This is a genomic window from Streptomyces sp. NPDC101152 (assembly GCF_044768275.1).
Taxonomy (GTDB): domain Bacteria; phylum Actinomycetota; class Actinomycetes; order Streptomycetales; family Streptomycetaceae; genus Streptomyces.
The window spans coordinates 12,102-37,392 of sequence record NZ_JBIWPO010000062.1 but is presented as its reverse complement, the minus strand read 5'-3'; the positions used below and the strand labels follow the sequence as shown (position 1 = coordinate 37,392).

Annotated in this window: 21 protein-coding genes and 1 pseudogene; 13 read left to right on the top strand and 9 right to left on the bottom strand. The window is 73.3% G+C overall.

The window, feature by feature from the left end; translation table 11 throughout:
* The first annotated feature begins 105 nt into the window (after positions 1–105).
* On the top strand, positions 106–1,005 hold the full coding sequence (locus tag ACIRVK_RS40405; RefSeq protein WP_404256288.1) for a helix-turn-helix transcriptional regulator: 900 nt from the start codon (positions 106–108) through the stop codon (positions 1,003–1,005).
* Positions 1,002–1,811 (top strand): DUF427 domain-containing protein, encoded by an 810-nt coding sequence (locus ACIRVK_RS40400; RefSeq protein WP_404256286.1) that lies wholly within the window; start codon positions 1,002–1,004, stop codon positions 1,809–1,811. The genes ACIRVK_RS40405 and ACIRVK_RS40400 overlap by 4 nt, the downstream gene beginning before the upstream one ends.
* A gap of 22 nt (positions 1,812–1,833) precedes the next feature.
* Here the strand turns inward: ACIRVK_RS40400 and ACIRVK_RS40395 are convergent, their stop codons facing one another.
* Positions 1,834–2,976, bottom strand: a complete 1,143-nt coding sequence (locus ACIRVK_RS40395; protein ID WP_404256284.1) for a WD40/YVTN/BNR-like repeat-containing protein — start codon at positions 2,974–2,976, stop codon at positions 1,834–1,836.
* A 212-nt stretch (positions 2,977–3,188) separates the two neighbouring features.
* Here ACIRVK_RS40395 and ACIRVK_RS40390 point away from each other — a divergent pair, with 212 nt between their 5' ends.
* Entirely contained in the window at positions 3,189–3,773 is a 585-nt protein-coding gene (locus ACIRVK_RS40390; protein WP_404256282.1) for a hypothetical protein, read from the top strand.
* A 113-nt stretch (positions 3,774–3,886) separates the two neighbouring features.
* On the opposite strand, the gene ACIRVK_RS40385 is transcribed toward ACIRVK_RS40390, so the two are convergent.
* Entirely contained in the window at positions 3,887–5,545 is a 1,659-nt protein-coding gene (locus tag ACIRVK_RS40385) for a DNA alkylation response protein (protein ID WP_404256280.1), read from the bottom strand.
* 71 nt (positions 5,546–5,616) lie between these two features.
* Here ACIRVK_RS40385 and ACIRVK_RS40380 point away from each other — a divergent pair, with 71 nt between their 5' ends.
* The 4 genes from ACIRVK_RS40380 (at position 5,617) to ACIRVK_RS40365 (ending at position 11,807) form a co-directional block, all read left to right on the top strand.
* Entirely contained in the window at positions 5,617–6,360 is a 744-nt protein-coding gene (locus ACIRVK_RS40380; protein ID WP_404256278.1) for a PaaX family transcriptional regulator C-terminal domain-containing protein, read from the top strand.
* A 138-nt stretch (positions 6,361–6,498) separates the two neighbouring features.
* Positions 6,499–7,233 (top strand): hypothetical protein, encoded by a 735-nt coding sequence (locus tag ACIRVK_RS40375; RefSeq protein WP_404256277.1) that lies wholly within the window; start codon positions 6,499–6,501, stop codon positions 7,231–7,233.
* Between the two features lie 9 nt (positions 7,234–7,242).
* Positions 7,243–11,505: an HAD-IC family P-type ATPase gene (locus ACIRVK_RS40370; protein ID WP_404256275.1), complete on the top strand. Its 4,263-nt coding sequence runs from the start codon at positions 7,243–7,245 to the stop codon at positions 11,503–11,505.
* A 122-nt stretch (positions 11,506–11,627) separates the two neighbouring features.
* Complete coding sequence (locus tag ACIRVK_RS40365; protein ID WP_404256273.1) at positions 11,628–11,807, top strand: hypothetical protein; 180 nt, start codon at positions 11,628–11,630, stop codon at positions 11,805–11,807.
* A 1-nt stretch (position 11,808) separates the two neighbouring features.
* On the opposite strand, the gene ACIRVK_RS40360 is transcribed toward ACIRVK_RS40365, so the two are convergent.
* A complete protein-coding gene (locus ACIRVK_RS40360) occupies positions 11,809–12,888 on the bottom strand; it encodes an NADH:flavin oxidoreductase/NADH oxidase (protein WP_404256272.1) in 1,080 nt (359 codons plus the stop codon).
* A 100-nt stretch (positions 12,889–12,988) separates the two neighbouring features.
* Between ACIRVK_RS40360 and ACIRVK_RS40355 the strand changes: the two genes are divergently transcribed.
* A complete protein-coding gene (locus ACIRVK_RS40355; RefSeq protein WP_404256271.1) occupies positions 12,989–13,342 on the top strand; it encodes an ArsR/SmtB family transcription factor in 354 nt (117 codons plus the stop codon).
* On the opposite strand, the gene ACIRVK_RS40350 is transcribed toward ACIRVK_RS40355, so the two are convergent.
* Together ACIRVK_RS40350 and ACIRVK_RS40345 are read right to left on the bottom strand one after the other, a co-directional pair.
* Entirely contained in the window at positions 13,265–14,650 is a 1,386-nt protein-coding gene (locus tag ACIRVK_RS40350) for a nucleobase:cation symporter-2 family protein (protein WP_404256269.1), read from the bottom strand. The two genes, ACIRVK_RS40355 and ACIRVK_RS40350, sit on opposite strands and share 78 nt — an antisense overlap.
* 143 nt (positions 14,651–14,793) lie before the next feature.
* Positions 14,794–16,131, bottom strand: coding sequence for an FAD-dependent oxidoreductase (locus ACIRVK_RS40345; protein WP_404256267.1), 1,338 nt, complete (start codon positions 16,129–16,131; stop codon positions 14,794–14,796).
* A 191-nt stretch (positions 16,132–16,322) separates the two neighbouring features.
* Here ACIRVK_RS40345 and ACIRVK_RS40340 point away from each other — a divergent pair, with 191 nt between their 5' ends.
* Positions 16,323–16,781, top strand: coding sequence for a DUF6214 family protein (locus ACIRVK_RS40340; RefSeq protein WP_404256265.1), 459 nt, complete (start codon positions 16,323–16,325; stop codon positions 16,779–16,781).
* 256 nt (positions 16,782–17,037) lie between these two features.
* Here ACIRVK_RS40340 and ACIRVK_RS40335 read toward each other — a convergent pair whose 3' ends face one another.
* Positions 17,038–17,736, bottom strand: a complete 699-nt coding sequence (locus tag ACIRVK_RS40335) for a TetR/AcrR family transcriptional regulator (protein ID WP_404256263.1) — start codon at positions 17,734–17,736, stop codon at positions 17,038–17,040.
* A gap of 243 nt (positions 17,737–17,979) precedes the next feature.
* On the opposite strand from ACIRVK_RS40335, the gene ACIRVK_RS40330 reads away from it, so the two are divergent.
* Positions 17,980–18,228 (top strand): DUF2630 family protein, encoded by a 249-nt coding sequence (locus ACIRVK_RS40330; protein WP_404256261.1) that lies wholly within the window; start codon positions 17,980–17,982, stop codon positions 18,226–18,228.
* A gap of 17 nt (positions 18,229–18,245) precedes the next feature.
* Here the strand turns inward: ACIRVK_RS40330 and ACIRVK_RS40325 are convergent, their stop codons facing one another.
* The 3 genes and pseudogenes from ACIRVK_RS40325 to ACIRVK_RS40315 form a co-directional block, all read right to left on the bottom strand.
* Positions 18,246–18,935: an HAD family hydrolase gene (locus tag ACIRVK_RS40325; RefSeq protein WP_404256259.1), complete on the bottom strand. Its 690-nt coding sequence runs from the start codon at positions 18,933–18,935 to the stop codon at positions 18,246–18,248.
* 60 nt (positions 18,936–18,995) lie between these two features.
* Positions 18,996–19,663: pseudogene (locus ACIRVK_RS40320) on the bottom strand (phosphatase PAP2 family protein).
* Positions 19,664–19,721: 58 nt separating this feature from the next.
* Entirely contained in the window at positions 19,722–20,264 is a 543-nt protein-coding gene (locus tag ACIRVK_RS40315; protein WP_404256257.1) for a DUF5134 domain-containing protein, read from the bottom strand.
* A 154-nt stretch (positions 20,265–20,418) separates the two neighbouring features.
* Between ACIRVK_RS40315 and ACIRVK_RS40310 the strand changes: the two genes are divergently transcribed.
* From ACIRVK_RS40310 to ACIRVK_RS40300, 3 genes are all read left to right on the top strand, one after another.
* Positions 20,419–22,071, top strand: coding sequence for an FUSC family protein (locus ACIRVK_RS40310; protein WP_404256255.1), 1,653 nt, complete (start codon positions 20,419–20,421; stop codon positions 22,069–22,071).
* Positions 22,068–22,607 carry a MarR family winged helix-turn-helix transcriptional regulator gene (locus ACIRVK_RS40305; RefSeq protein WP_404256253.1) on the top strand — a complete coding sequence of 180 codons (540 nt, stop codon included), beginning with the start codon at positions 22,068–22,070 and terminating at the stop codon, positions 22,605–22,607. Before ACIRVK_RS40310 ends, ACIRVK_RS40305 begins: the two co-directional genes overlap by 4 nt.
* Before the next feature lie 125 nt (positions 22,608–22,732).
* The gene (locus ACIRVK_RS40300) at positions 22,733–25,285 is read left to right on the top strand and encodes a cellulosome protein (protein WP_404256251.1); all 2,553 of its coding nucleotides are present in this window, start codon (positions 22,733–22,735) and stop codon (positions 25,283–25,285) included.
* The last annotated feature ends 6 nt before the right edge of the window (positions 25,286–25,291 follow it).

The following is a 25,291-nucleotide window of genomic DNA, read 5'->3' as shown; positions in this document are numbered from 1 at the left end:
GGCTCGACCGGCACACCACCGATCACCCAGAAGAATCCTCCGCCGCCCCAGCCGCATGATCAACCCCCGAAGGACTTACGACGCAGACCACTTAGCGTGGAAAGCGTGAGCACCGAAAGCGACATCCGTGCGTTCCTGGCCTCCCGCCGCGCCAAGATCACCCCGCAGCAGGCGGGACTGCCCGCGTTCGGCAGCAACCGGCGCGTGCCCGGCCTGCGCCGCGAAGAGGTCGCCCTGCTCGCGGGCGTCAGCATCGACTACTACGTACGCCTGGAACGAGGACACCTGGGCGGCGCGTCCGAGGAAGTCCTCGACTCCGTGGCGAACGCCCTCCAGCTCGATGACGCCGAACGCGCCCACCTCCACGACCTCGCCCGCGCCGCCGCCAAACGCCCCGTGCGCCGCGCCAGGCGCCCCCGCGGACCGCTCCCGGACAGCGTGCTGCGGGTGCTGAACTCCATGAGCGACTGCCCGGCCTTCATCCGCAACGGCCGACTCGACATCCTGGCCACCAACCCCCTCGGCCGCGCCCTGTACAGCCCGCTCTACTCCAACGGCGCCCACGAGCCGGTCAACATCGCTCGCTTCCAGTTCCTCGATCCCGCCGGCCGCGACTTCTTCCCCGAGTGGGAGCAGTCCGTGCACACCACCGTCTCCCTGCTCCGCACCGAAGCCGGCCGCGCCCCGGGCGACAGCGGGCTGACGAACCTGATCGGCGAACTCGTCACCCGCAGCGAGGAGTTCCGCACCGCCTGGGCCCAACACAACGTGCGCCTGCACCACACCGGCCGCAAGGCCTTCCGGCACCCGGTCATCGGCGAGATCAGCCTCGACTTCGACGCCATGGAGCTGCCCGCCCAGCCCGGCCTGACCCTCACCGCCTACAGTGCCCCGGCCGGCACCCCGGAGCACGACAAGCTCCAGCTCCTCGCCGCCTGGGGCGCCACCGAGGACGCCCCGTCCACCAGCAGCCCCGCACCTACCGACCGGGAGAACCGCCGATGACCACCCTCCCCACGCTGCAAGCCGTGCGGACCACCCCCGAAGGGCTCCTGTGGGAGCCCGGCGAGCGCTGGGTGCGCGGCCGCAAGGGCGACATCACCGTCGTCGACAGCCGCCGGCCCGTCCTGGTCTGGGAGCCGGGCGTCCCCGTCCCGCTGTACGCGTTCCCGCGCGCGGACGTACGCGAGGACCTCCTGCGTCCGGCGAAGAACCCTCCGACCGGCACCCACACCGGCTCGCGGATCTTCTACGACCTCGACATCGACGGCGAGTTGCTGGCCAACGCCGCCTGGACCTTCCCCGCCGCCGACCTGGCCGACCACATCGCCTTCGAGTGGTTCCGGCGCAGCGGCAAGGGACTCGACCACTGGTACGAGGAGGAGGAAGAGATCTTCATCCACCCCCGGGACCCGCACAAACGGGTGGACGCCATTCCCAGCAGCCGCCACGTCCAGGTCTCGATCGCCGGCACGGTCGTCGCCGACACCCACCGGCCGGTCCTGCTCTTCGAGACCGGTCTGCCCACGCGCTACTACGTCCCGCGCGAGGACGTCCGCCTCGACCTGCTGGAGGCGACCGACCACCACACGGGCTGCCCCTACAAGGGCACCGCCGGGTACTGGTCGTGGCGTGGCGAGGCGGATGTGCCGCCGAACCTCGTCTGGAGCTACCCGGACCCGCTGCCCGCGGTCGGCCCGATCAAGGGCCTGCTCGCCTTCTACAACGAGGAGGTGGACATCACCGTCGACGGCGAGCGACTGGAGCGCCCGGTCACCCCCTTCAGCAGGAAGCCCGCCCCGGCGACATGACCGGCAACGGCTGCCGCCTGCCTCATCCGACCACCGCCGCCCGCACGCACAGCACGTCCGGCAGATGCGCCGCCAACTGCCGCCAGCTGTCCCCGTCGTCGGCCGAGGCGAACACCTCGCCGTTGCGGTTGCCGAAGTACACGCCCGCCGGATCGGCGTCGTCCGTGCACATCGCGTCTCGCAGCACCGTGCCGTAGTGGTCCTCCTGGGGCAGGCCCGCGGAGAGGGGCTCCCAGGTCTTGCCCGCGTCCGCCGTGCGGAAGACCCGGCACCGGTGCTCGGCCGGCACCCGGTCCGCGTCGGCGTTGATCGGGAACACGTACGCCGTGTCACCGCGCCGCGGATGGGCGGCCACCGCGAAGCCGAACGTCGAGGGCAGCCCCTCACCGATGTCGGTCCACTGCCCGCCCGCGTCGTCGCTTCTGTACACGCCCCAGTGGTTCTGCAGATACAGCCGGTCCGCCGTCGCCGCGTCCCGGGCGACCTTGTGCACGCACTGCCCGAACTCCGGATTCGGATCCGGCAGGAACACCGCGGAGACGCCGGAGTTGGAGGGCGCCCAGCTCGCGCCGCCGTCCGTGGTCCTGAACACGCCGGCCGTGGAGACCGCGACCGTCACGGACCGCGGGTCGCGCCGGTCGGTCAGGACGGTGTGCAGGCCCTCACCGCCGCCGCCCGGCACCCACTTCGAACGCGTCGGATGCTCCCACAACGGACGGACCAGCTCGAAGGTCTCCCCACGGTCCTCGGAGCGGTATAGCGCGGCCGGCTCCGTGCCCGCGTACACCACGTCCTCCTCCGCGGCCGCCGGGTGCAGCTGCCAGACCCGCTCCAAGGAGGCACCCGTGTCCTTGGGGAACTTCACCGCCGGCTGCGGCGGTTCGGTCCATGTGCGGCCCAGGTCGTCGGAGTGGAACACGGACGGCCCCCAGTGGGAGCTGTCCCCGCCGACCAGCAGCCGCGGCCGGTCCCCTCGGGTGTCCACGGCCACCGAGTAGACGGCCTGCGCGTTGAAGTAGGGACTCTCGTCGAACTCCCAGGCGCCACCGCGCCGACGCCCGATGAACAGTCCTTTTCGGGTGCCCACGGCGAGCAGTACCTCGGTCATGCCGATCACCTCCGCGACGTCCTTGTCCCAGACACCGGCCAGTCTGCACCCCACCACTGACAGTCACCTCCGGAAGCGGCGTCGCCGCAGGTCAGGTCGGCGACGGCGGATCGGCGCGGGGATCTTGCGGCGTCTTTCGCGAACTGCCCGCGCGAGCGGGGTACTCGTGCGACCGTCGAGACAGGGGGACTCGCCCTGAGCATCAGGGGACCTTCGCCCGTATGGGAGGGAGGTCGGGGATCGTTGTGCTCGTGAGGAGGATGCCTTCGATGGCGTTCCGTGGTCCGAAGGTGTGGCTGTGGCGCTGGCGGCGCAACCCGCTCAAGCGCCGTGCCGACGCGGTGGAGGCCTGGGTCGTGCTCGGTGCCTGGCTGGTCACCGTGGTGGTGGGGGTGCTGGCCGGACTGGCGGCGACCCAGTCCGTGGAACACGGGCTGGCCCGCGAGCGCCTCGAGTGGCGTCAGGTGGAGGCACGGCTCACCGCGAAGGCGCCCGGAAAGGCGGCCACCGACTCGGACGCGTCGAGCGGCGAGCAGGTGTGGGGCGAGGTGCGCTGGACCGCACCGGACGGCTCCGCGCACACCGGCCAGGTCCGGGTCGACCCCGGCAGCCCGGCCGGCAGCACGGTCCCGATCTGGTCGGACCGGCAGGGACATCTGGTGACCGAGCCCGCCACGCTTTCCCAGGCCCACCTGCGGGCCTCCCTGATCGGCGTCCTGGTCGGCCTCTGCGCCGGTGCGGTCCCCTTCGTCGGCGGCCGCTTCCTCTGCGGCCGCCTGGAACGCCGCCGCATGGACATGTGGGACACCGAATGGGCCCGCTTCGGCCCGCTGTGGGGGCGCAAGACGCGGTGACGTGCTCCCGTCGGGCGGTAGCGCGGATGATCGTGATGCGAGCTGATCAGTCGCCGTGACCCGTTGCGCGGCCTCCCCGACCGGGGCGGCCGCGCCGGGCCCGGTGTCCGGGCTCAGCCGCCGTCGGGCAGCGCGCGCTGCAGGATCGCGTCCAGGCCTGTTCCGTCGGGCAGTGTGCCGAAGGAGTGTCCCCAGTCGCCGCCGAGCCGGGTCGCGCAGAACGCGTCGGCGACCGCGGGCGGGGCGTGCCGGACCAGCAGGGAGGCCTGCAGGGTGAGGGCCATCAGCTCCACCAGCCGACGTGCACCGGCCTCCGACCCCTCTGCCAGCAGTCCCTCGAGCCGGACCACGGCCGCGTCCAGGCGGGCGTCCGCGCCGTGTGCCAGGGCGAGTTCGTCGAAGAGGGCGTGCGCGGTGGCGGGCTCACGCCTGAGCGCCCGGAGCACGTCCAGGGCGTTGACGTTGCCCGAACCCTCCCAGATCGACAGCAGCGGAGCCTCACGGTAGTGCCGGGGCATGCCGGACTCCTCCACGTAGCCGTTGCCGCCGAGGCACTCCAGAGCCTCCGCGGTGAAGGCCGGGCCCCGCTTGGTGACCCAGTACTTGCCCACGGCCGTCGCGATCCGCCGGAAGGCCGCCTCGTCGGCGTCGTCGCGCACCGCCCGGTCGGCGGCCCCCGCAAGGCGCAGGGTGAGCGTGGTGGCGGCCTCGGACTCCAGCGCCAGGTCGGCCAGGACGTTGCGCATGAGCGGCTGGTCGAGGAGGCGTGCCCCGAACGCGCTGCGGTGGCGCACATGGTGTCCGGCCTCCACGAGCGTCTTGCGCATCAGCGTCGCCGACATCATCACGCAGTCCAGGCGCGTGCAGTTGACCATCTCGATGATCGTCTTGACGCCCCGCCCCTCGGGGCCGACCAGCCAGGCCACCGTCCCATCGAACTCCGGCTCGGAGGAGGCGTTGGACCGGTTTCCCAACTTGTCCTTCAGGCGCTGGATGCGGAAGGTGTTGCGGGTGCCGTCGGGCAGGATCCGCGGGACCAGGAAGCACGACAGCCCCTCCGGCGCCTGCGCCAGCACCAGGAAGACGTCGCACATCGGGGCCGACGTGAACCACTTGTGGCCGCGCAGCGTGTACACGCCGGGCTCGGCGGCCGGGGTCGCGGCCGTGGTGTTGGACCGTACGTCCGAGCCGCCCTGCTTCTCGGTCATCCCCATGCCCGCGAGCAGTCCGGGCTTCCCGGTCGGCACGCGCAGCGCCGGGTCGTACTCCCGGCCGGTCAGCAGGGGCTCGTACACCTTCGCCAGGTCCGGCTGGGCACGCAGGGCGGGGACGGCCGCGTACGTCATCGACGTCGGACAGCCGTGCCCGGCCTCGGTGTGACCCCACACCAGACCGCCCGCCGTACGCGCCACATGGGCGCCGGGACGGTCGTCCGCCCACGGCGCGCCCGCCAGCCCCGCGGCGACCGCGGACCGCATCAGGTGGTGCCAGCTCGGATGGAAGTCGACCTCGTCGATCCGGTTGCCGTACCGGTCGTGCGTGCGCAGCACCGGCTCGTGGACGTTGGCCAGCTCGGCCCACTCCTGCGCCTCGGCGCTGCCGGCCCGCAGGCCGAGCCGCCGGACGTCCTCCTCGGCCCATCCGGCTCCCTCCCGGCGCAACCCCTCCAGCAGGGCGGTGTCCTCGGAGGCGTCGTACGGCGTCAGCGGAGGCGGCTGGTTGGTGACGTCATGGGTGGCGTACCGGGGCGTGGACGGGGGTGTCGGGACCATACGGCCATGTTGCACCTTTTCTGCGGTCGTGACAATGATGCAACAAGGAGACGCACGTACAGTACGTGCCCATGCGCATGAACGTGTCCGAGCAGTCCGGCGAGGTCGACCTGCGGCCGCTGTCCGCGCGGTCGGTCGTGCTGAGCCTGCTGCTGGGCACGCATCCCCCTCAGCTGCCGGTGAAGGACCTGGTGCGCGCTGTGGAGCCCTTCGGGGTCGGCGGCTCCACGCTGCGTGCCGCGCTCAGCCGCATGGTGGCCGCCGGTGACCTGCGGCGCGATGAAGCCGTCTACCGGCTCAGCGACCGACTGCTGGCCCGCCAGCGCCGGCAGGACGAGGCGGTGGACGCCCGCACGCGCGCGTGGGACGGCGACTGGGAGATGGTCGTGATCACGGCGACCGGCCGCGGCCCCGCCGAACGCGCCGACCTGCGGGCCCGGTTGACGGCTCTGCGGCTGGCCGAACTCCGCGAGGGCGTCTGGCTGCGCCCCGCCAACCTCCACCGCACCCTGCCGGACGACCTGGCGTCCGTGGCCCAGTCCTACACCGCGCGCCCCGACCGTCCCGCGCGTGAACTGGCCGCTTCCCTGTGGCCCCTGGAGGCGTGGGCGGCCACCGCCCGTGCCCTGCTCGCCCACCTCGCCCGAGTGGATCTCCCGGCCGACCGGTTCACCGCCTTCGCGGCGGTCGTACGGCATCTGCTCGCCGACCCCGTCCTGCCGCCCGAACTCCTCCCCGACGACTGGCCGGGGCCGGCCCTGCGCACCGCCTACGCGCGGTACCAGCGGGAGATCACCGGTTCCATCACCCCGTGACGGGAGACGGCGGCCGCACGAAGCGCCGTCCGTAGGGGCTGTCCTGATCCGAGCGAGGCCGGACCGGGTGACGAGGCGCGCTGAGTGGGAACCCGGAGGTGATTCCGGCAAGCGACGTCATACGGAACGAGGACAGCCATGGCTCGGCAGGAACGACAGTCGTCGTCGGTCACCCTCCCGGAGCCGCTCAGGAACGCGGCCTCCGTGTTGCGGAAGGTGCCTGGCGCGGGGCTGGTGAGCAGGGCGACCGAGGGCGCCCTCGACAAGGTGGGAGCGGTGTCGCCGCGCGGGCGGCGCATGGCGGTGTACGCGGGGGCCGGCGTCCTGGGCGTCGCGGGCGTGGTGGAGTGGCCTGTGGCCGTCACGGGTGCGGCAGTGGCATGGCTGACGCAGCCGAGGCCCGGGGAAGGCGGGGTACGTTCCCCGGAGAGCGAGGCGACCGCAGGCGACGAAGGCGGGACGCCCGCGGTGGAGGAGACGCTGAGCACACCCGCGGACACGGAGCCGGTGACTGCGGGCGAGGCTGCGGCGGTCTTCGGCGCGGACGCGGCGCGCGTGGGGCCGACGCCTGCGCACCCTGGTGCCGAGGCGGTACCACCCGCACCGGTGACGCCGGGCACGGGCGATGTCCCGCCGGTCTCCGGCGAGGAGGCGGCACCCGTCGCTCCGACGCCCGCGCACCCTGGCGTGCAGGAGACGCCGGTGGGGCCGACGCCTTCGCATCCCGGCGGGGAGTCGGTGCCCGCCGCGCCCGTTGTGTCGGGCGCGGATGATGTTCCCGGGCCGGCGGCACCGGAACCCGGCGCTCCCGGGCCGGGGGACCCGGCCGATGAGCAGGGTGGTCCGGCTGCGAACGACCGTACGGCCGGCTGAGGGCGCGCGATGGTGGTGGGAGTGCTGTCACGTCCGGCCGTCGCCGTGGTGGGGTTGATGGCGGCCGGACCCCGGTTGCTGATGCGCGGGGCCGCGCCCGCGCTGGGCGCTGCCGCGGGCGCGGCGGCCGGAACGGCCCGCGCGGGAGTCCGCAGCGCGGACAGCGCGGTGCGTGTCGTCCGCGTCGTCCGCACCTCCCTGCCGCGCGGCCCGCGTCCCTGGCGCTCCGGCACCCGGGCGCACCTCGCGCTGCGCCCGCAGCGACCGGACCCGGAGCACGCGGACGGCGGGCGTGAGCACCGGGTCCGCCGGGTCGTCGCGGCACTGGCCGAACGGCCCGACGTCGCCTACGCCTACTGGGACGGAGGCCTGCAGCGGCTGGTGGTGGCCGCCGTGGAGGAGACGGTCAGCGACCGGGTCGTGGACGCGGCGATCGACCTCGCGGCCCGGCACGGACTGATCCAGGCGGAAGACGACGTGGAGGACTTCGGCCATCCGGCGGACCCGGCCGGGGTCCGGGCCGCGGCCGCGGCGCTCGCCGCCGACGCGGCGGGCATCGTGATCGGGGTGGCCGGATACGCGCTGCGCCTGCCGCCCTCGCCCCGCCAGGTGACCGCGGTGGTGACGCTCCTGCGCGAGAACCCCTCCGTGCGCGGCTGGCTGCGGGAGCGGCTCGGCCGTACCCGCATGGACCTGCTGCTCGCCGTCCTGAACGCGGCAGCGCACGGCGCGGGCAGGACCCCCACGGCCCTGGTGCTGGACGGCACCCTGCGCTCCATCCAACTGGCCGAGACACTGGCCCGCGCCGCCGCGTTCGACACCATGCACGACGAGGTGTGCACGCCCGGGCGCCCGGGCGTCAGCGCCGCGTTCTGTCCGCGCCCGCCGCTGCGCACCTCCCCGGCGCAGGAGTACGCGAGCCACGCCTCCGCCGGCAGTCTGCTCGGCGCGGTGGCCGCCCTGCTGGTCAAGCACAACGGCACGGAGGCGGCCGAGGCGGTCCTCGCAGGATCCCCGAAGGCCGCGCGCTACGGGCCCGCCGCCTTCCACGCCGTACTGAGCACCACGCTGTCCCGTTCGGGCGCCCTGGTGCGCAACACCGAACGGCTGCGGGAGCTGGAGATGGCCGGCACGGTCGTCCTGCACCCCAGCGCGCTGCGCGACCCCGGCGGGGAGGCCGACGCGTGGGCCGAACCCGTGCTGGACGCGGCCCGGCGGGCGGGCCTGAGCGTCGTCCTGGTGGACGCCCCGGCCCTGTCCGACATCACCGGCCTCGCCGACCGGGTGGTGGCCCCTGATCGTCCCCTGAGTGAGGTGGTCCGCGAACTGCGCGAGGAGGGCGGCACCGTGGTCACGGTCGCACGGGCGCGTTCGGCCGACGACTCGGACACGCTGAAGGGACTCCTCGGCGGTGACGTGGCCCTCGCCCTCACCGACCAGTGCAGTGCCGTCGTCTGGGGAGCCGACGTGCTGGCCCCGCACGGCCTGTCCGACGTGTGGCGGCTGCTCACGGCCATTCCCGCCGCGCGCGGGGTCGGTCGCCGGGCCCAGATACTGGCCCGCTCCGGTGCCGCGCTGTCGGGACTGCTGGTGGCCATCGGCGAGACCCGCAAGCCCAGCCGGACGCCCTGGCCCGGTCTGCGGCACACCCCGGTCGACCTGAGCGCGGCGGCGGCCCTCTTCTCGGGGGCACGCTCGGCCCTGCGGGTGGCGTCGGCCGCCGCCCCGCACCCCCGTCCCCGGGTGGCCTGGCACGATCTGGAGGCCGATGACGTACGGACCCGGCTGGAACAGGCGCCGGAGGACGACAATGACGGAAGTGCCGAGGCACCGGAGACGGCCGACGAGGGGCGCACGGGCCATCCCCTGCTCATGCCGCTGCGCTGGTCCAGGCAGCTCGCCCACGCGGTGCGCGAGGAACTGGACGACCCTCTCACCCCCGTCCTGGCGGTCGGTTCGGCCGCCGAGGCGATCCTCGGCTCCGCCGTGGACGCCCTGCTGGTGGTCGGCGCGCTCGATCTGAACGCCCTGGTCGGCGGAGTCCAGCGGTTGCGCGCCGAGCAGGCCCTGTCCCGGCTGCTGGCCGGGCAGAAACAGCGGGCACGGGTCGCGCCCGCCGAAGAGGAGGAGACGGACACCCCCCGTATCGTCGACGCGGCCAGGCTGCGGCCGGGCGACATCATCGAGCTCCAGACGGACGACGTGGTGCCCGCCGACGCCCGGCTGCTGTGGCAGGACGGACTGGAGGTCGACGAGTCCGCGCTGACCGGGGAGTCCCTGCCGGTGGACAAGCAGACCGACCCCACCCCGCACGCGCCGGTCGCCGAGCGCGGCTGCATGGTGTTCGAGGGCACGACCGTCGCGGCCGGCAACGCCCGCGCCGTCGTGGTGGACACCGGGGAGCGCACCGAGGCCTCCCGCGCCGTCCACCTCGCCGCCCGCACCCCGCCCGCCGCGGGGGTGCAGGGCAGGCTGCAGGAACTCACCCGCCGCGCCCTGCCGTTGACGCTCGTGGGCGGGGCGGCGGTCACCGTGCTGTCGCTGCTGCGCGGTACGGCCATCCGCGAGGCGGTCAGCGGGGGAGTGGCCGTCGCCGTGGCGGCCGTACCCGAGGGGCTGCCGTTGGTGGCCACCGTGGCGCAGCTCGCGGCGGCCCGGCGGCTGAGCCGGCGCGGCGTCCTCGTGCGCACCCCGCGCACGCTGGAAGCGCTGGGCCGGATGGACACGATCTGCTTCGACAAGACCGGCACGCTCACCGAGAACCGGCTGCGCCTGGCCCGGATCGCGGGCACCGACGGCACGGTCCTCGCCGCGGCCGAGGCGGCTGACACGCCCACCCTGCGCGCCGGCGCCCGCGCCTGCCCGCAGCTGAACGGCGGCTCGGACCGACCGGTGCACGCCACCGACGAGGCGGTGCTCGACGCGGCCGGCCCCGACCCCGACTGGACGCAGCTCGAGGCGCAGCCGTTCGAGGCGGCCCGCGGATACGCCGCCGCCGTCGGCCGGGCCGGCGACGGGCCGCGCACGCTGGTGGTCAAGGGCGCCCCGGAAACCGTGCTGCCCGGCTGCGCCGACCTGCCCGCCCACGCCTGGGACACGGCGCACGCGCTCGCGGGCGACGGACTGCGCGTGCTGGCCGTCGCCGAACGGCGCCTCGGCGACGAGGAGAAGGCTCCCGACGTTCTCGACGAGCCGTTGAGGGAGCTGGAGTTCACCGGTCTGCTGGCGCTCGCCGACGCGCCCCGGGAGACCTCGCCCGCCCTGATCCACGGCCTGGGCGAGGCAGGCGTACGGCCCGTCATGCTCACCGGCGACCATCCGCAGACCGCCCGCAGCATCGCAGCCGACCTCGGCTGGCCCGCCGACACGGCCGTGGTCACCGGGGACGAGCTGACGAGCGCGGACCGGTCGGCCAGGGCCCGGATGCTGCGGGACGTCGGTGTCGTCGCCCGAGTCGCGCCCGAGCAGAAGCTCCAGGTCATCGAGGCGTTCCGGGACGCCGGTCGGGTGGTCGCCATGGTCGGCGACGGCGCCAACGACGCCGCCGCGATCCGTGCCGCCGACGTCGGCGTGGGCATCAGCGCCCGGGGCTCGGCCGCCGCGCGCAACGCCGCCGACCTGGTGCTGACCGAGGACGACCTGTCGGTGCTGATCGACGCCGTGCACGAGGGACGCGCCCTGTGGCACAGCGTCGCCGACGCCATCGCCATCCTGATCGGCGGCAACGCGGGCGAGGTGGGCTTCGGCATCCTCGGCACGCTGCTGGGCGGCCGGGCACCCCTGTCGACGCGCCAGATGCTGCTGGTCAACCTGTTCACCGACCTGTTCCCGGCGATGGCGGTGGCCGTCACGCCGGACGAGGAGGCGATACGGGCGACCGCCGGATCGCCGGAGGACACCTCGGACGTCCTCGGCGCCCCCCTCATCCGTCAGATCCGCCACCGGGCCATCGGGACCAGCCTCGGCGCGCTCGTCGCCTGGCTGTTCGGCCGCTTCACCCCGGGCACCGCACGCCGCTCCAGCACCATGGCCCTGTGCGGCGTCGTCGGCACCCAGCTCGCGCAGACCCTGCTGGACCGGCGCGACAGCCCTCTCGTCCGCGTCACGTCCCTGGGCTCGGCCCTGGCCCTGGTCGCCCTGGTCCAGACTCCGGGCGTCAGCCGCCTCTTCGGCTGCACCCCGCTGGGTCCGGTCGCCTGGGCGGGCGTAGCGGCGGCGATCGTGCTGGCGCTGGCCGGCCAGCGGGTCGTCGGCCGCTGGGAGCAGCGATGATCCCCGCGGGCACAGGATGTTTTCACCATGGCCACCAAACGCCTGCGGGTCCCACCGAAGACGTCCGGCCCGCTCTGGTTTATTGCTCGTCGGCCATGAACCGCCGCACGTCTGGGGCACGCATGAATTCGAGTGAGTACGACCGGCTGCCGGTCTACGACAGCCTGGTGAGAGAACGCGGCGACGTCGTGACGGAGACCCGCGTGGTGGCCGAGCAGGCGCAGCACCAGGCACGGGAGGCGCTCAACGGAAACGCCGTCCACCACCCGGCGGGCCCCGTCGAGGGACCGCCGCCCGCCTGACCTACACCGACCGGTGGTACTGGTCCGGCACGCGCACCTCCGCGCCCAGCTCGCGGGCGGTGTGCCGCGCCCACGACGGGTCGCGCAGCAGCTCCCGGCCCAGCAGCACCGCGTCCGCGTCACCGTTGGCCAGGATCTTCTCCGCCTGCTCGGCCTCGGTTATCAGGCCCACCGCGGCGACCGGCAGGGACGTCTCGGCCTTCACCCGGGCGGCGAACGGCACCTGGTAGCCCGGCCCGGTCGGGATGCGCACGCCGGAGGCGTTGCCGCCGGTGGACACGTCGAGCAGGTCGACGCCGTGTGCCTGCAGCTCGGCGGCGAAGCGGACGGTGTCGTCGGCCGTCCAGCCGCCCTCCTCGAGCCAGTCGGTCGCCGAGATCCGGAAGAACAGCGGCTTGTCCTCGGGCCACACCTCCCGTACGGCGTCCACGACTTCGAGGGCGAAGCGCGTGCGATTCTCCCATGAGCCGCCGTAGGCGTCGGTGCGGTGGTTGGAGTGCGGGGAGAGGAACTCGTTGATCAGGTAGCCGTGGGCGCCGTGGATCTCCGCGACCTCGAAGCCGGCGGCCAGCGCCCGGCGCGCGGCGTCCGCGAAAGCGCCGACCACCTCCCGGATCTGCTCGACGCTCAACTCGCTGGGCACCGGGTGCCGTTCGTCGAAGGCGACCGCGCTCGGCGCGACCGGCTGCCAGCCGTACCCCTCCGGCCCGATCGGCGCCCCGCCCGTCCAGGGGCGGTCGGTGGCGGCCTTGCGGCCACTGTGTGCGAGCTGGATGCCGGGCACCGTGTCCTGGGAGACCAGGAAACGGGTGATCCGGCGGAACGCCTCCACCTGGGTGTCGTTCCAGATGCCCAGGTCGTACGGGGAGATCCGGCCCTCGGGTGAGACCGCGGTGGCCTCGACGATGACCAGGCCGGTGCCGCCGGTCGCCCGGGCGCCGTAGTGCGCGAGGTGCCAGTCGTTCGGGGCGCCGGTGTCGGGCCCCTCCGGCGCGGCCGAGTACTGGCACATCGGGGGCATCCAGACCCGGTTCGGGAAGGTCACGCCTCGCAGGGTCAGGGGCTGGAAGAGGGCGCTCATGGGGAGCTGCTCCGTTCTCGCGGAACCGAAGGACGCTCGTACGATAGGCATCGTAGTACGGGATATGTCAAACTACGATACCTCTCGTACAATGGCTGTCGTGAGTACCGCACCCGCCCCCGGCAGCCGCGACCTGCCGCACCCCGTCTCCGGCGACATCCGCCTCGAAGCCGTGCTGCACGCGCTGTCCGACCCGATGCGGCTGCGGATCGTGCGGGAGCTCGCCGCCGACCGCGACGAGCTCACGTGTTCGGCCTTCGACCTGCCCGTCACCAAGTCCACGAGCACGCACCACTTCCGGGTGCTGCGCGAGGCCGGGGTGATCCGGCAGTGCTACCGGGGCACGGCCAAGATGAACGGACTGCGCCGGGACGACCTAGACGACCTCTTCCCGGGACTCCTCGACGCCCTGCTCGCCGCCGCCGCCCGGCAGGCCACCCGTCTCGGCGACTGAACCCGCCTTCGAGGGAAGGTGGTTGAAGAGCAGGTTGAGCACGATCGCCGTCAGGCAGCCCGCGCTGATCCCGCTGTTCATCACCGTCTGGAACCAGTCGGGGAACTTGCCGTAGACCGCCGGCACCCCGACCGGCAGCATGCCCACGGCCACCGGGACCGCCACCACCGTGAGGTTGTGGTTGTCCTTGAAGTCCACCCGCGCCAGGGTCCGCAGGCCGCTCGCCGCCACCGTCCCGAACATCACCAGACCCGCGCCGCCCAGCACCGGCGCCGGGATCGCCGCGACCACCGCGCCCAGCTTGGGCAGCAGACCGAGCAGCACCAGGATGCCGCCCGCGGCGGCCACCACCCAGCGGCTGCGCACCCGGGTCATGCCGACCAGACCCACGTTCTGCGCGTACGCCGTGTACGGGAAGGTGTTGAAGACGCCGCCCAGCACGGTCGACAGGCCGTCGGCCCGCAGGCCGTCCGCCAGGGAGCGCGGCTCGACCGCGCGCCCGGTCATCTCGCCGACCGCGATCAGGTCACCGGTCGTCTCGGTCATCGTCACCAGCGCCACCACCAGCATCGAGATGATCGCCGAGGCGTGGAAGGTGGGCGCCCCGAAGTGGAACGGCGTGCTGATGCCCAGCCAGTCGGCGTCGCCGACCCCGCTGAAGTCCGTGAACCCGAAGGGGACCGCCACCGTCAGCCCCACCGCGATACCGACCAGTACCGCGATCCGGCTCAGGAACGGCGGCGCGAACCGCTGCACCCCCAGCACCACCAGGAGCACGAAGAGGGCCAGGCCCAGGTTCTTCGGCTCCCCGAAGTCCTTCGAACCGACCCCGCCCGCCGCCCAGTTGCCCGCCACCGGCAGCAGCGAGACACCGATGATCAGGATCACCGTCCCGGTGACCAGCGGCGGGAAGAAGCGCAGCAGCCTCCCGAACACCGGCGCGAGCAGCGCGATCGCGAGCCCCGCCACGATCACCGAGCCGTAGATCGCGGGCAGTCCGCCGCCGGTCGTCCCGATGAGCACCATCGGCGAGACCGCGGCGAACGTACAGCCCTGCATGATCGGCAGCCGCACGCCGAACCGCCACACCCCCACACACTGGACGAGCGTGGCGATCCCGCACACCAGCAGATCGGCGGTGATCAGATACGCCAGGTCCGCCGGCGACAGTTTCATCGCCCCGCCCACGATCAGCGGCACCGCCACCGCGCCCGCGTACATCGCGAGCACGTGCTGCAGTCCGAAGGCGGCCAACTGCCGTACGGGTGGGACCTCGTCGACGGGATGGACGGGCGCGGATGTGGCCATGGGGACTCCAGAGCGGCGGAGGAGGGACGTCCGGACAGTCCGAACGATCCGAACAGAACGAGACCGTAAGCGGCTTGAACAGTTTGTTGATTTCCGGGTTGTTGCCGCTCTGTGTCCTGCCCACCCACTGCCGGCCGACTCCCCTACGGCGTCCGCGCCGCCGCCAGCAGTGAGTCCCAGTCGGCCAGCTTGACCACATCCCGCCCCAGCGAGGCTCCGAGCGCCGCCTCGGCCCGCTCGATGGCCTGCCAGCCGGCCCAGGTCACCGGCTCGACGCCGGTCGCCCGCAGCGCCGCGACCGGCTCCTCCGGGACGCTCCTCCGTACGACCGCGTCTGCGTCCTCGAGCAGGGAGACCACCGTCTCCTTGGCGTCCGGCCGGTTGGTGCCGATGACGCCCGTCGGGCCCCGCTTGATCCAGCCGGCCACGTACTCGCCCGGCACGACCACGCCCTCGCGCAGCACCCGCCCGGCGAGATGCGGCACCGTGCCGTCGGCCGCGTCGAACGGCAGTCCCTCGAGCGGCACTCCGCGATAACCGACCGAGCGCAGCACCAACTGGGCCTCGACGTCCTCGTACCGGCCCGTGCCCGTCACCCCGCCGTGCCCGTCCGGAGCCGTGCGCTCGAAGCGCACCCCGGCCACCCGGCCCCGCTCGGCGAGCAATCGGACCGGCCGCAGGAAGAAGCGCAGCCGGATGCTGCGCGGAGCGCCCCGGGGCGGTACCCGCGCCCAGCCGCGCAGCACCTCCACGTTGCGGCGCTGCGCCGCCGGCAGCGCGGAAGGATCGTCGCACGCGGGGTCCAGGGCCAACTCGGCCGGATCGACCACGACTTCGGCTCCGGGCAGGCCGCTGAGCTCGCGCAGCTCCTTGGTGGTGAAGCGGGCCTGTGAGGGACCGCGCCGGCCCACCATGTGCACCTCGGCCACCTGGCTCTCGGCCAGCGCGTTGAGCGCCGCCTGCGGCATGTCGGTCGCGTTCAGCTCCGCCGCGCCGCGCGCCAGCATGCGGGTGACGTCGACCGCCACATTCCCCACGCCGATGACCACGGCCGAGCGCACACCGCGCAGGAACCCGTCCTGGGCCGCGTCCGGATGGGCGCTGTACCAGGACACGAACTGCGTCGCCGACCAGCTGCCGGGCAGGTCCTCGCCCGGGATGCCCAGCTGACGGTCCGTCGCGGCGCCCACGCAGTACACCACCGCGTGGTACAGCTCCCGCAGTCGCGCGGTCGGCACCCCGTCCGGGCCGACCTGGACGCCGCCCAGGAACCGCACCCGCTCGTGCTCCAGGACCGTACGCAGGGTGTTCTGCAGGGACTTGATCTTCTCGTGGTCCGGTGCGACCCCGTACCGCACCAGACCGTACGGGCAGGGCAGCCGGTCCAGGACGTCCACCCGCACCCCGGGCTCCAGTTGGACGAGGCTCTGGGCGGTGTAGACCCCGCTCGGCCCGGAGCCGACGACGGCGACACGCAGCACTGCGGAACTCCTTACGACAGGAGATCGCGGACGGCTCCCAGCATCGCACCGCCGGTGCTCCGCTGACAGGGTGCAGACGTGTCAGGCGTGTGCGTGTCCGTTCGTATGGAAAGTGATCATGCGGTTACGTTCCGTATGTGCTGGAAGCATCCTTTCTTCATCTTGCTGATCGACTGCCGGCGGACGGTGTGGTGTCCGTGTGGCCCGCGTGGGAGGTGCTGGAGGGCGGGGAGACCATGTCCTGGTTCACCGTCCGGCTGGCCTTCCCCGACGGCGCCGGCGTCGAGGCGCTCGCCGTGCTCCGCGAGGGATCCGTCCTGCTGGAGGACGTCCGGGCCCAGCCTGCCCTGTCCCTGGACGACCTCGCGGTGCTCGCCGACTGGATCGAGGGCCCGCTCCTCGACGCGTGCGGCCTCGACACCGAGGAGCCCGGAGAACCGCCCGCCGCCCGGCGCGCCCGTCCGGGCTGGCCGCGTGGCCTCGAGGGCCGCCGGCTCGTCGCCGAGGAGTACCGCGCCGCCCAGGAGGGGGGCTGCGACCCCGTCCTCGCGGTGATGCACGCGACCGGGCGCAGCCGCCGCAAGTCCCTGCGCCTGATCTCCCAGGCCCGCGACGCGGGCTTCCTGACCCCGAGACACGCTCGCCGCTGACCCCTGACCCCGACCGGGTGGGCGATCTCGCTCGCCTGCCGGGCGACCACGTCGTCGGCCGCTTCACAGGCGCCGATCCGGCGCGGTCCGGGGCGAGTTGGGTATCCCGTGCCACCAGGCCGACACCGAGAGCTGCGTCGCCCACAACGGCTCGCTGCTCCCGGTCAAGGGCCGGGACATCATGGTCCAGGCCTGGTACCGGGGCGGGGAGATCGGCTACTGCTACGTCCGAGCTCAACGTCCGGTCCCGGCCGGACTACTTCGACTGAGCGGGCGGCGGGGCGGGCTCGTCGTCCGGGCCGTCGCCGGTCGCGAAGAAGCGGGACAGGTCCTTCTGGTGGGTCCCGCCGGACGCTTCCCCAGTGTCCGGCGGGACGCCCATCTCCCAGTCGAGCCGGTAGCGGTTGAACAGCTCGGCCCGCAGGGTGGTGATCGGCATCGGCACGTTCGGCAGCACCGCCGCGTAGACGGCGCCCATCAACAGGGAGCGCAGCATCGGATAGTCGGTCTCCGTGTCCGCCGAGCCGTGCCGGCCGACGGTGTCCCGCAGCAGCTCCGCCAGCCGCTGCTGCTCCGGGCACTGCACGAACCCCTCCGCCTGCAACAGCCCGGCCATGTGCTGCCGCATCAGCACCGGCCGCTCCCGGGCCAGCCCCAGGATCGCGTCGATGGCCCGCGCCATCCGCTCCCGGCCGTCCTGCGTGCGCGGCTCGCGCTCCAGCGCCTCCTCCAGCGTGCGGTGCATCAGCCGGTGCACCGCGGACTGCAGCAACTGCCGCTTGCCCGGGAAGTAGTACGACACCAGACCGCGCGCCGAACCCGCCCGGTCCGCGATGTCGCCCAGCGTCGTCGCCTCGTAGCCGCGCTCGGCGACCATCTCGACTGCCGCCTGCAGGAGCCGCTCCCGGGAACGTCTCCGCAACTCTTCGTTGACCGAGGCGCTGCGCGGGGACATGCTGTAACTCCTGCGTTGACTGGCTGCCAGCCAACTATACTCAGGGGGACCGGCCAGGTACCTGCGAGTGCCTGCTCAAAGCTGCCGTCCGTCTGGGGCGACGCGGGGGATCGTCTCAGACGGGCGGTCCCTTCGCCCCGAAGGTTTCCTCAGGCGACTTCTCCGGGCCTGCGCACTTCCGTCGCACGGCCGCCGGGGCGTCCCTAGAGTGGTCACCGGTGCCGACCCGAGGAGCGTGCCGACATGGAACAGGACCAGCGGATCCTGGCGAGGATCACGGAGATGGTCGAGGACGAGCGCAAGCTCCGTGAGTCCCTCGCCTCCGGCGAGACCGACAGCTCGACGGAACACCAGCGGCTTGCCCGACTGGAGGTCGAGCTCGACCGGTGCTGGGACCTGCTGCGGCAGAGGCGCGCCAAGGCGGAGTTCGGCGAGAACCCGGACGACGCGCAGGTGCGGCCGTCCTCGCAGGTGGAGGGTTACCTGGAGTAAAGGCCGGCGGGTCGGGTTCAGTCGACCAGGTCCAGCACCGGCCGCAGCGCGTCCGGCCGCTGCAGCACCGGCAGATGGTCCACGAGGTGCACCCGGCACCCCAGGGCTGCCGCGCCGCCGTCCGCCGCCGCGCTGTCGCCGACCATCAACGTGTCGTGCGGCTCGACCTCCAGGGCCGAACAGGCGGCCGCGAACAGCCGAGGGTCGGGCTTCTGGACGCCGTGCTCGTAGGACAGCACGTACGCGTCCACGAACTGGTCCAGGCCGAACTCCCGGAAGATCGGGCGCAGGTCCCAGCCGATGTTGCTGACCACGCCGATCCCGAGCCCGCGCTCGCACAGCCCGTACAGCACCTCGCGGGCGTCGGGGTACGGGGCCCACGCGGCCGGCGTCATGTGCCGCTCGTACAGCGCGTCGTGCAACCGCGGGTCGGGCAGCGCCACTTGGCGGGAGAGGCCGGTGTAGGCCGCCCGGTGCAACTCGGCGCTCTCGTCCCGCACCTTCCACACCTCGGCGAGTTCCGCGGGCAGTTGCTCGGGGAACGCCCCGCCAGGCTGCGCCCCCGCCACCTCCAGTGCCTTCGCCGCCTGCACCAGGTCCGCCTCGGGCAGCGTGACGCGCGCCTCGCGCAGGACGGCGCGCAGCCACGACTCGGTGGACTCGATACGGAAGAGCGTGCCGGAGAAGTCGAACAGGACCGCAAGCATGGGCAGATCTTACGGGGCGTGCCCGAACAGGGCGGCACCGTCCGCCCGGTACGGGCTCGGTCATGGCGCCCACCGTCGGTGGACCAGCACCGCCAGGACCACCACCAGCGCGCCCAGGAGCCAGCCGCCCAGCACGTCCGAGGGCCAGTGCAAACCCAGCCACACCCGCGTCAGGCCGACCCCGACGACGGAGACGCCGGCCGCGGCCGGGGCCGTACGCCGCAGAGGGCGGGGCGCGCCGTAGTGGTGCGCGAGCCACGACAGGAGACCGCAGACGACCGTCGCGGTCACGCGTGGCCCGAGGGGAAGGCCGCGTAGTGGGCCGAGTCGACGGGGTCCGGCCAGACCGGGCGCGGGCGGTCGACGGCCGCCTTGAGGGCCTGCTGCAGCAGGGAGCCGACGCCGACCGTCACCGCCAGCCACACGGCCGTCCAGCGGGCCGAACGCCGCCAGGCCAGCCATCCCACGGCGGCTGCGGCCAGACGCATGGTCCAGGGGTCCCAGACCCAGTCCGTGAGGACGCGGAAGACGTGGGTGGTGCCCGGTTCGTCGACGCCCCAGCGGTGCGTGGTGCGGACGAGGTCGCCGTCGGCGTCGACCAGGGGACGCCATTCGATCGCGACCAGGGTGAGGAGCAGGGCAGAGCACAGGGCCAGGACCACCGCGGCGCGGGCGGCGGTACGGGGGACCGGCGGGCGGGGCGGGGCGTCGACGGGCGCGGAGTCCATGAAGTGATCCTCGCCGAACGGCGGCATGTGATGCCAACGCCCGTACGCCGGGGGCTGTTCAGAGCGTGATCAGCATCGCCACCATCGCGATCCCCATCGACAGCCTGCACGCCCGCGCCAGTTCCGGCCGGTCGCCCCATCGTACGGAGCCGCCACCGGCGGTCACGGGTATCAGGCGGACGCCGCAGACCAGGACGTATCCGATGAAGTAGAGCAGCAAGGCCCCGGTGAGCAGCGGCACTCCGGGCGGCCCTCCGTGCCCTGCGTGGTGTTCCGCGGGTGCGGCCATCACGACCGCCATGTAGACCATGGCCGAGGCTCCCACCAGGTGGTGCAGATGATGCGCGCTGGTCCGCGCCGCCCACAGGGCGCGCAGCGCGGCGGCGCCGAACACGACCGCATAGCCGGGCCAGGCCCACGACGGCGGACTGAAGACCGCCGCCGGTACGGCCATCGCGGCCATGCCGAAGCCCATCAGCGCCTCGCCGCCCGCGGACCGGCGCTGTTCCTCGACGGTGCTGCGCATCCGCAGCAGGCAGTAGGCCCCGGTCGCCGTACACAGCGCGACCAGCAGCCAGCCGGGCGAAGCCGGTCCGTGCACGCGCCACCTCCCCCTCGACGGTGCCGACAATCCGTCGATGCCCGGGCCGTGCGGCGCGCACGCAAGCGCAAGGGGGTAAGCGGGGGGAGTGAGGCGTGCCGGTCGCGCGCCCCGAATTCGTTTATGAGTAAAACACCTGCTAATGTTATGTCGCATGCCACCCGTCCCCGCCGCTCCCACCCCGCGTCTCCGTCGCCTCCCCCTGCCACCCGTCCTGCGCCTGGCCCGCCCGTCCGACATCTGGTTCAAGCCCGCCCTCAGCGTGGTCGCGTCGGTGGCCCCGCCCAACCTCACGCTCCTGGCCCTCGGCCGCCTCGACCTGGCGATGTACACGATGGCCGGATCGCTGTGCGCCCTCTACGCCCACAACCGCCCCTACGCCGCCCGGGCCCGCGTCCTCGCCCGGGTGGTCCTCGGCATGGTTGCCGGTCTGGCCGTCGCCCTGGTCAGCGCCTCCCTCACCACGAGTGCCGTCCTCCTGGTCACCGTCGGTGCCCTGCTGGCCGCCCTGCAGAAGGCGTTGTGCGACGCGACCAGGATCGGCCCGCCCGGCAATGTCGTGCTGACGTTCATCAGCTCCGCCTCGCTCTTCGCCCCGCAGACCCTCGGCCAGGTCCCCGGCCACCTCGCCCTGGCCCTCGCGGCGGGCCTGTGGGCCTGGCTCGTCGGCATGGCACCCGGCCTGCTGCGCCCGCACGGCCCCGAGCGCCGGGCAACCGCCCAGGCCCTGAACGCGGCCGCCGCCCACGCCGCCGCCCACCCCGCCGACGGCCCCCGCACCCGGGCCGCCGCGGCCGCCGCCGTCCAGGCGGCCTGGCAGGCGCTCCTGGCCACGGGCGACACCCGCACCCGGCGCTCCCTGGAACGCCTCCTCGTCCGCGCCGAGGTCGCCCTGGCCGCCCCCGCCGACACCGACCCCGCGCGCCTGCGCACCTGGGCCCGCGAGCTGTGCGGCAACGGCCACCTCCCCGAACTCGACGATCCGTGGGCCGCCGACGAGCTGCTCGGCGTCGACGTCGAACTCGCCGCTCCCGCCCGCTCGTTGTGGGCGAGGCTCGGTCCGCTCACGCCGATAGCCGTCCGCACCGCCCTGGGCTGCGCCCTCGCCGGCTACGCCTCCCTCGCGCTGGGCGTCGGCCGCCCGTACTGGGCCCTGGTCACCGCCGCCTCCCTCTACCAGGCCAACCTCGCCCTCACCTGGAGCCGGGGCGTGCAGCGCGTCGTCGGCAACCTCCTCGGGGTCCTGCTCTTCGCCGCCGTGGCCCCGCTCGCCCATGTCGGACAGGTGCTCCTCGTCGTGTGCTGCCTGGCCTTCAACTTCGGCGCGGAGGCGCTGATGGGCCGCAACTACTGGCTCGGCAGCGTGTGCGTGACCCCGATGGCGCTGCTCGTCACCGAGTTCGCCCGCGCCCAGCAGCCCGGGCAGTTGATCACCGAGCGGGTCGTGGACACCGTCGTGGGAGCGCTGGTCGGTCTGCTGGCCGCCGTCGCCGTGACCAACCGGCGGGCCGGCGACCGCGTGGAGCACGCGCTGACCGCCGCGGAACGCGCCGGCGAACGCACCGCCCGTCTCCTGACCGAGCCCGCCCCCGCGCCCGCGGCCCTGGAGGCCGCCCGCCGGAACCTGGCCACCGCCCTGGCCGATCTGCGCGCCACCGCTGACGCCGCGGCCGGCGAGTGGTGGCAGCGGGCCCTGCCCCAGGAGCGGGTGGTGCACGCCGAGCAGACCGGACACCGTACGCTCGCGGCGACGGTACGACACCAGGGCCTGCACGGGACGACGAGCGCGGAGGGCATACGGCCATGACGGCAGCGAACGGACGGCAGGCAGGAGCGAGCAGGGGCGACACCGTCTCTGCGGTCGTCCGGCAGTGGCAGACCGTCCACCCCGACCTGGACACCGGCCCCATGGAGGTCATCGGCCGGATCAACCGTTGCGCCGCCCTCCTCCAGCAGGCAGAGGACGCCCCCCTGCGTCGCGCGGGTCTCAGCCGGGCCGAGTTCGACCTGCTCGGCGCCCTGCGCCGGACCGGCCACGAGCTGACCCCCGGCGAACTCGCCCGGGAGACCTTCTCCTCCGGGGCCGCCGTCACCAAACGCCTCAAGCAGCTCACCGAGCGCGGACTCGTCGGGCGCCGCGGCGACAGCCGGGACCGCCGGGTCGCCCATGTCAGCCTCACCGACGCCGGACGCGCCCTCGTGGACGGCATCCTGCCCGAGCAGCTCGCCTACGAGAAGGCCGTCCTGTCCGTCCTCGATCCGCGGGGACAGGGGCAACTCGCCGACCTGCTCGGCGAGTTGCTGGGCCGACTGGAGGCGAGCCCGGGCGCGCTGCGCTTCTGAGCGGCGGGATTCGGAAGTTTCGGCGGCCGGGGCCCCGTTGACGTGATCGCCGTGGACTCCCTACGTTCGACACGCTGGTTCGGAACACCGACTGGCGTACGGGATGTCGAACGAAAGAGGATGCCGTGGCAGCCGAGACGCTCACGGTCGACCTGGGCGCGGAGACGGGTCCCTTCCACGGCGGCGCGAGCGGCACGCTCTACGGCCTCTACGGCGACGGCGTGCCCAGCCGCGCGGCCGTCGAGGGCATGTACGTCCGCACGGTCGCCACCAAGGCCCAGGACGGCATCCAGCACCCGGGCGCGGACGCCCTGGAGATCCTCCCGTCCTTCGTCGCCGCGGGCGGCAAGGACGTGTACGTCTACGTCCCCGACTTCCACCGCGGCTTCCCCTACGAATGGCCGGGCGCCACGGGCGAGGAGAAGCTGGCGGCCCATCTGGAGATCCTGGGCCGCCAGGTGCGGCAGGCCCGGACGCTCGGCGAGCTCAGGTCCCACCTCGTGTGGGTGCCGTTCAACGAGCCCGAGGGCAACATGTTCGGCACCGGCGAGTGGAGCTACGACCAGGTCTCCTGGCACACCGAGCCGGGCCCCTTCTTCGCGGCCTGGCGGCAGGCGTACCACCTCATCCGGGAGCTGGATCCCGAGGCGCGCATCGCCGGCCCCAACACGTGCGTCCTCTACCCCGAGGTGCGCGGCTTCCTGGAGTTCGCGCGCGACCACGACGTCCTGCCCGACGTGGTCACCTGGCACGAGCTGTCCTCACCGGACGAGGTCCGCACGAACGTGGCCAAGTACCGTGCGCTGGAGCGGGAGTTGGGCATCGGGCCGCTGCCCGTGAACCTCAACGAGTACGCGCACAACTACCACCTGTCCGTCCCCGGGCAGATGGTCCAGTGGATCGCCGCGATCGAGGAGTCCAAGGTCGACGCCGACATGGCGTACTGGAACATCGCCGGCAACCTCAACGACTCGGTGGTGGAGGCGGGCAAGGGCAACGGCCAGTGGTGGCTGTTCAACGCCTACGGGCAGCTGTCCGGCAACACCGTCGAGGTCAGGGCGCCGCACCCCAACGTGCAGTACACCCTGCAGGGCGTCGCCGCGCTCGACCGGGACAAGCGGCAGGCCCGGGTGCTGTTCGGCGGCGCGAGCGGCGCGGCGGACCTGGTCTTCGAGGGCGTCGAGGCGGACCTCTTCGGCTCACGGGTGCACCTGCGGTGGCAGGAGATCCCCTGGACGGGGCAGGTCGGCGCGAGCGCCCAGCCGTTGCGGCTGCGGGACATCGAACTGCCCGTCGTGGAGGGCCGGGTGACGCTTCCCCTGACCGGCCTCGACGAGATGTCGGCCTACCAGCTGACCCTCGCGCCCGGCGGGAGGGGTGCCAACCTGCTCGCGCCGTCGGTCGGTTGGCGCGGAACGTACGAGGCCGAGGATGCCGCTCACACGGGCGGCGGCTATGCGAGGAACGGTCCCGAGGGCTCCCCGTCCGACGTCGACAAGTTCGCCACGTCGGGCGGCTGGCACGTGGGCGGACTGCGCACCGGCTCCGACCTCGTCCTCGCCTTCGACGTCGAGGTCCCGCAGGACGGGACGTACGACATCCGCGTCTTCGCCAACTCCCACAACCTGGCCGACCTGGTGCGCGAACAGGGCCCCACCAACGTCTTCCTGCGCGTCGACGGCGAGGACCCGCGAGAACTGCGGCTGCCGCTCGGCTACAAGTGGGCCGTGTGGGGCCACACCGACACCCAGCTCGCGCTGACGGCCGGCCCGCACCGCATCACCCTCGCCGCCCAGGACCCAGACCTCGGCGTGACCAAGGGCGACGCGGTCGTCGACAAACTGGACCTCGCGCTGCGCGATCAGCGCCAGGTCTCGCTGTACGACGCCGAGTTCGCGGCCCTGGGCGGCGGGGCGCGAGTGAGCTACGACGACCTCGGCGCCTCCGGGCCCGGTGCCGGCCTCCTCCCGCCGGGCGGCACCGTCACCTTCTGGGTGCATGCCGAGGACGACGGCGAGGCCTCGGTGGCCGTCGACCTGATCGGCCCCGGTGAGGGCGTGCTCACGGTCAACGGCGAGGACCTCGGTCCGGTGCGGCCAGGAGCAGTCCCCCTCTTCCTGGCCGGCGGCATCAACAAGGTGACCGTCACCGGTACTTCGGAGCGCCTGGTGGTCGACCGGCTGCGGGTCGAGCCGTCGCGCGGCCTACTGCCCACCGCTGTCCGGGCCGCCGAGGACGCCGCCCTGACGGGGACCGCGAAGGCGACCGCCTACCCGTACGCGACCGGCGGCAAGGCGGTCGACGGCATCGGGGCGGGCACCGAGAACGCCCTCACGCTCACCGTGACCGCCGACCGCCCCGGCCGCCACGCCCTCACGATCCGCTACTCCAACGGCGAACAGGCACCCGCCACCCACTACAACCCCGACCCGGTCTGCCGCCACGCCGACATCTCGGTCAACCAGGCCGCCCCGCAGCGCGTCCTGTTCCCGACGACCTTCCACTTCGACAACTTCTGGAACCTCTCCGTGCCCGTCACCCTGGACCAGGGCCCCAACACGATCGTCCTCACTGCCGACGAACTTCCCGACTTCGACGGCCTGACGAAGAACGGCTTCGGCCAGCGCTCCGCCCACGCCCCCGTCATCGACCGGATCACGGTGACACCGCTGGCCTGAGGCGGG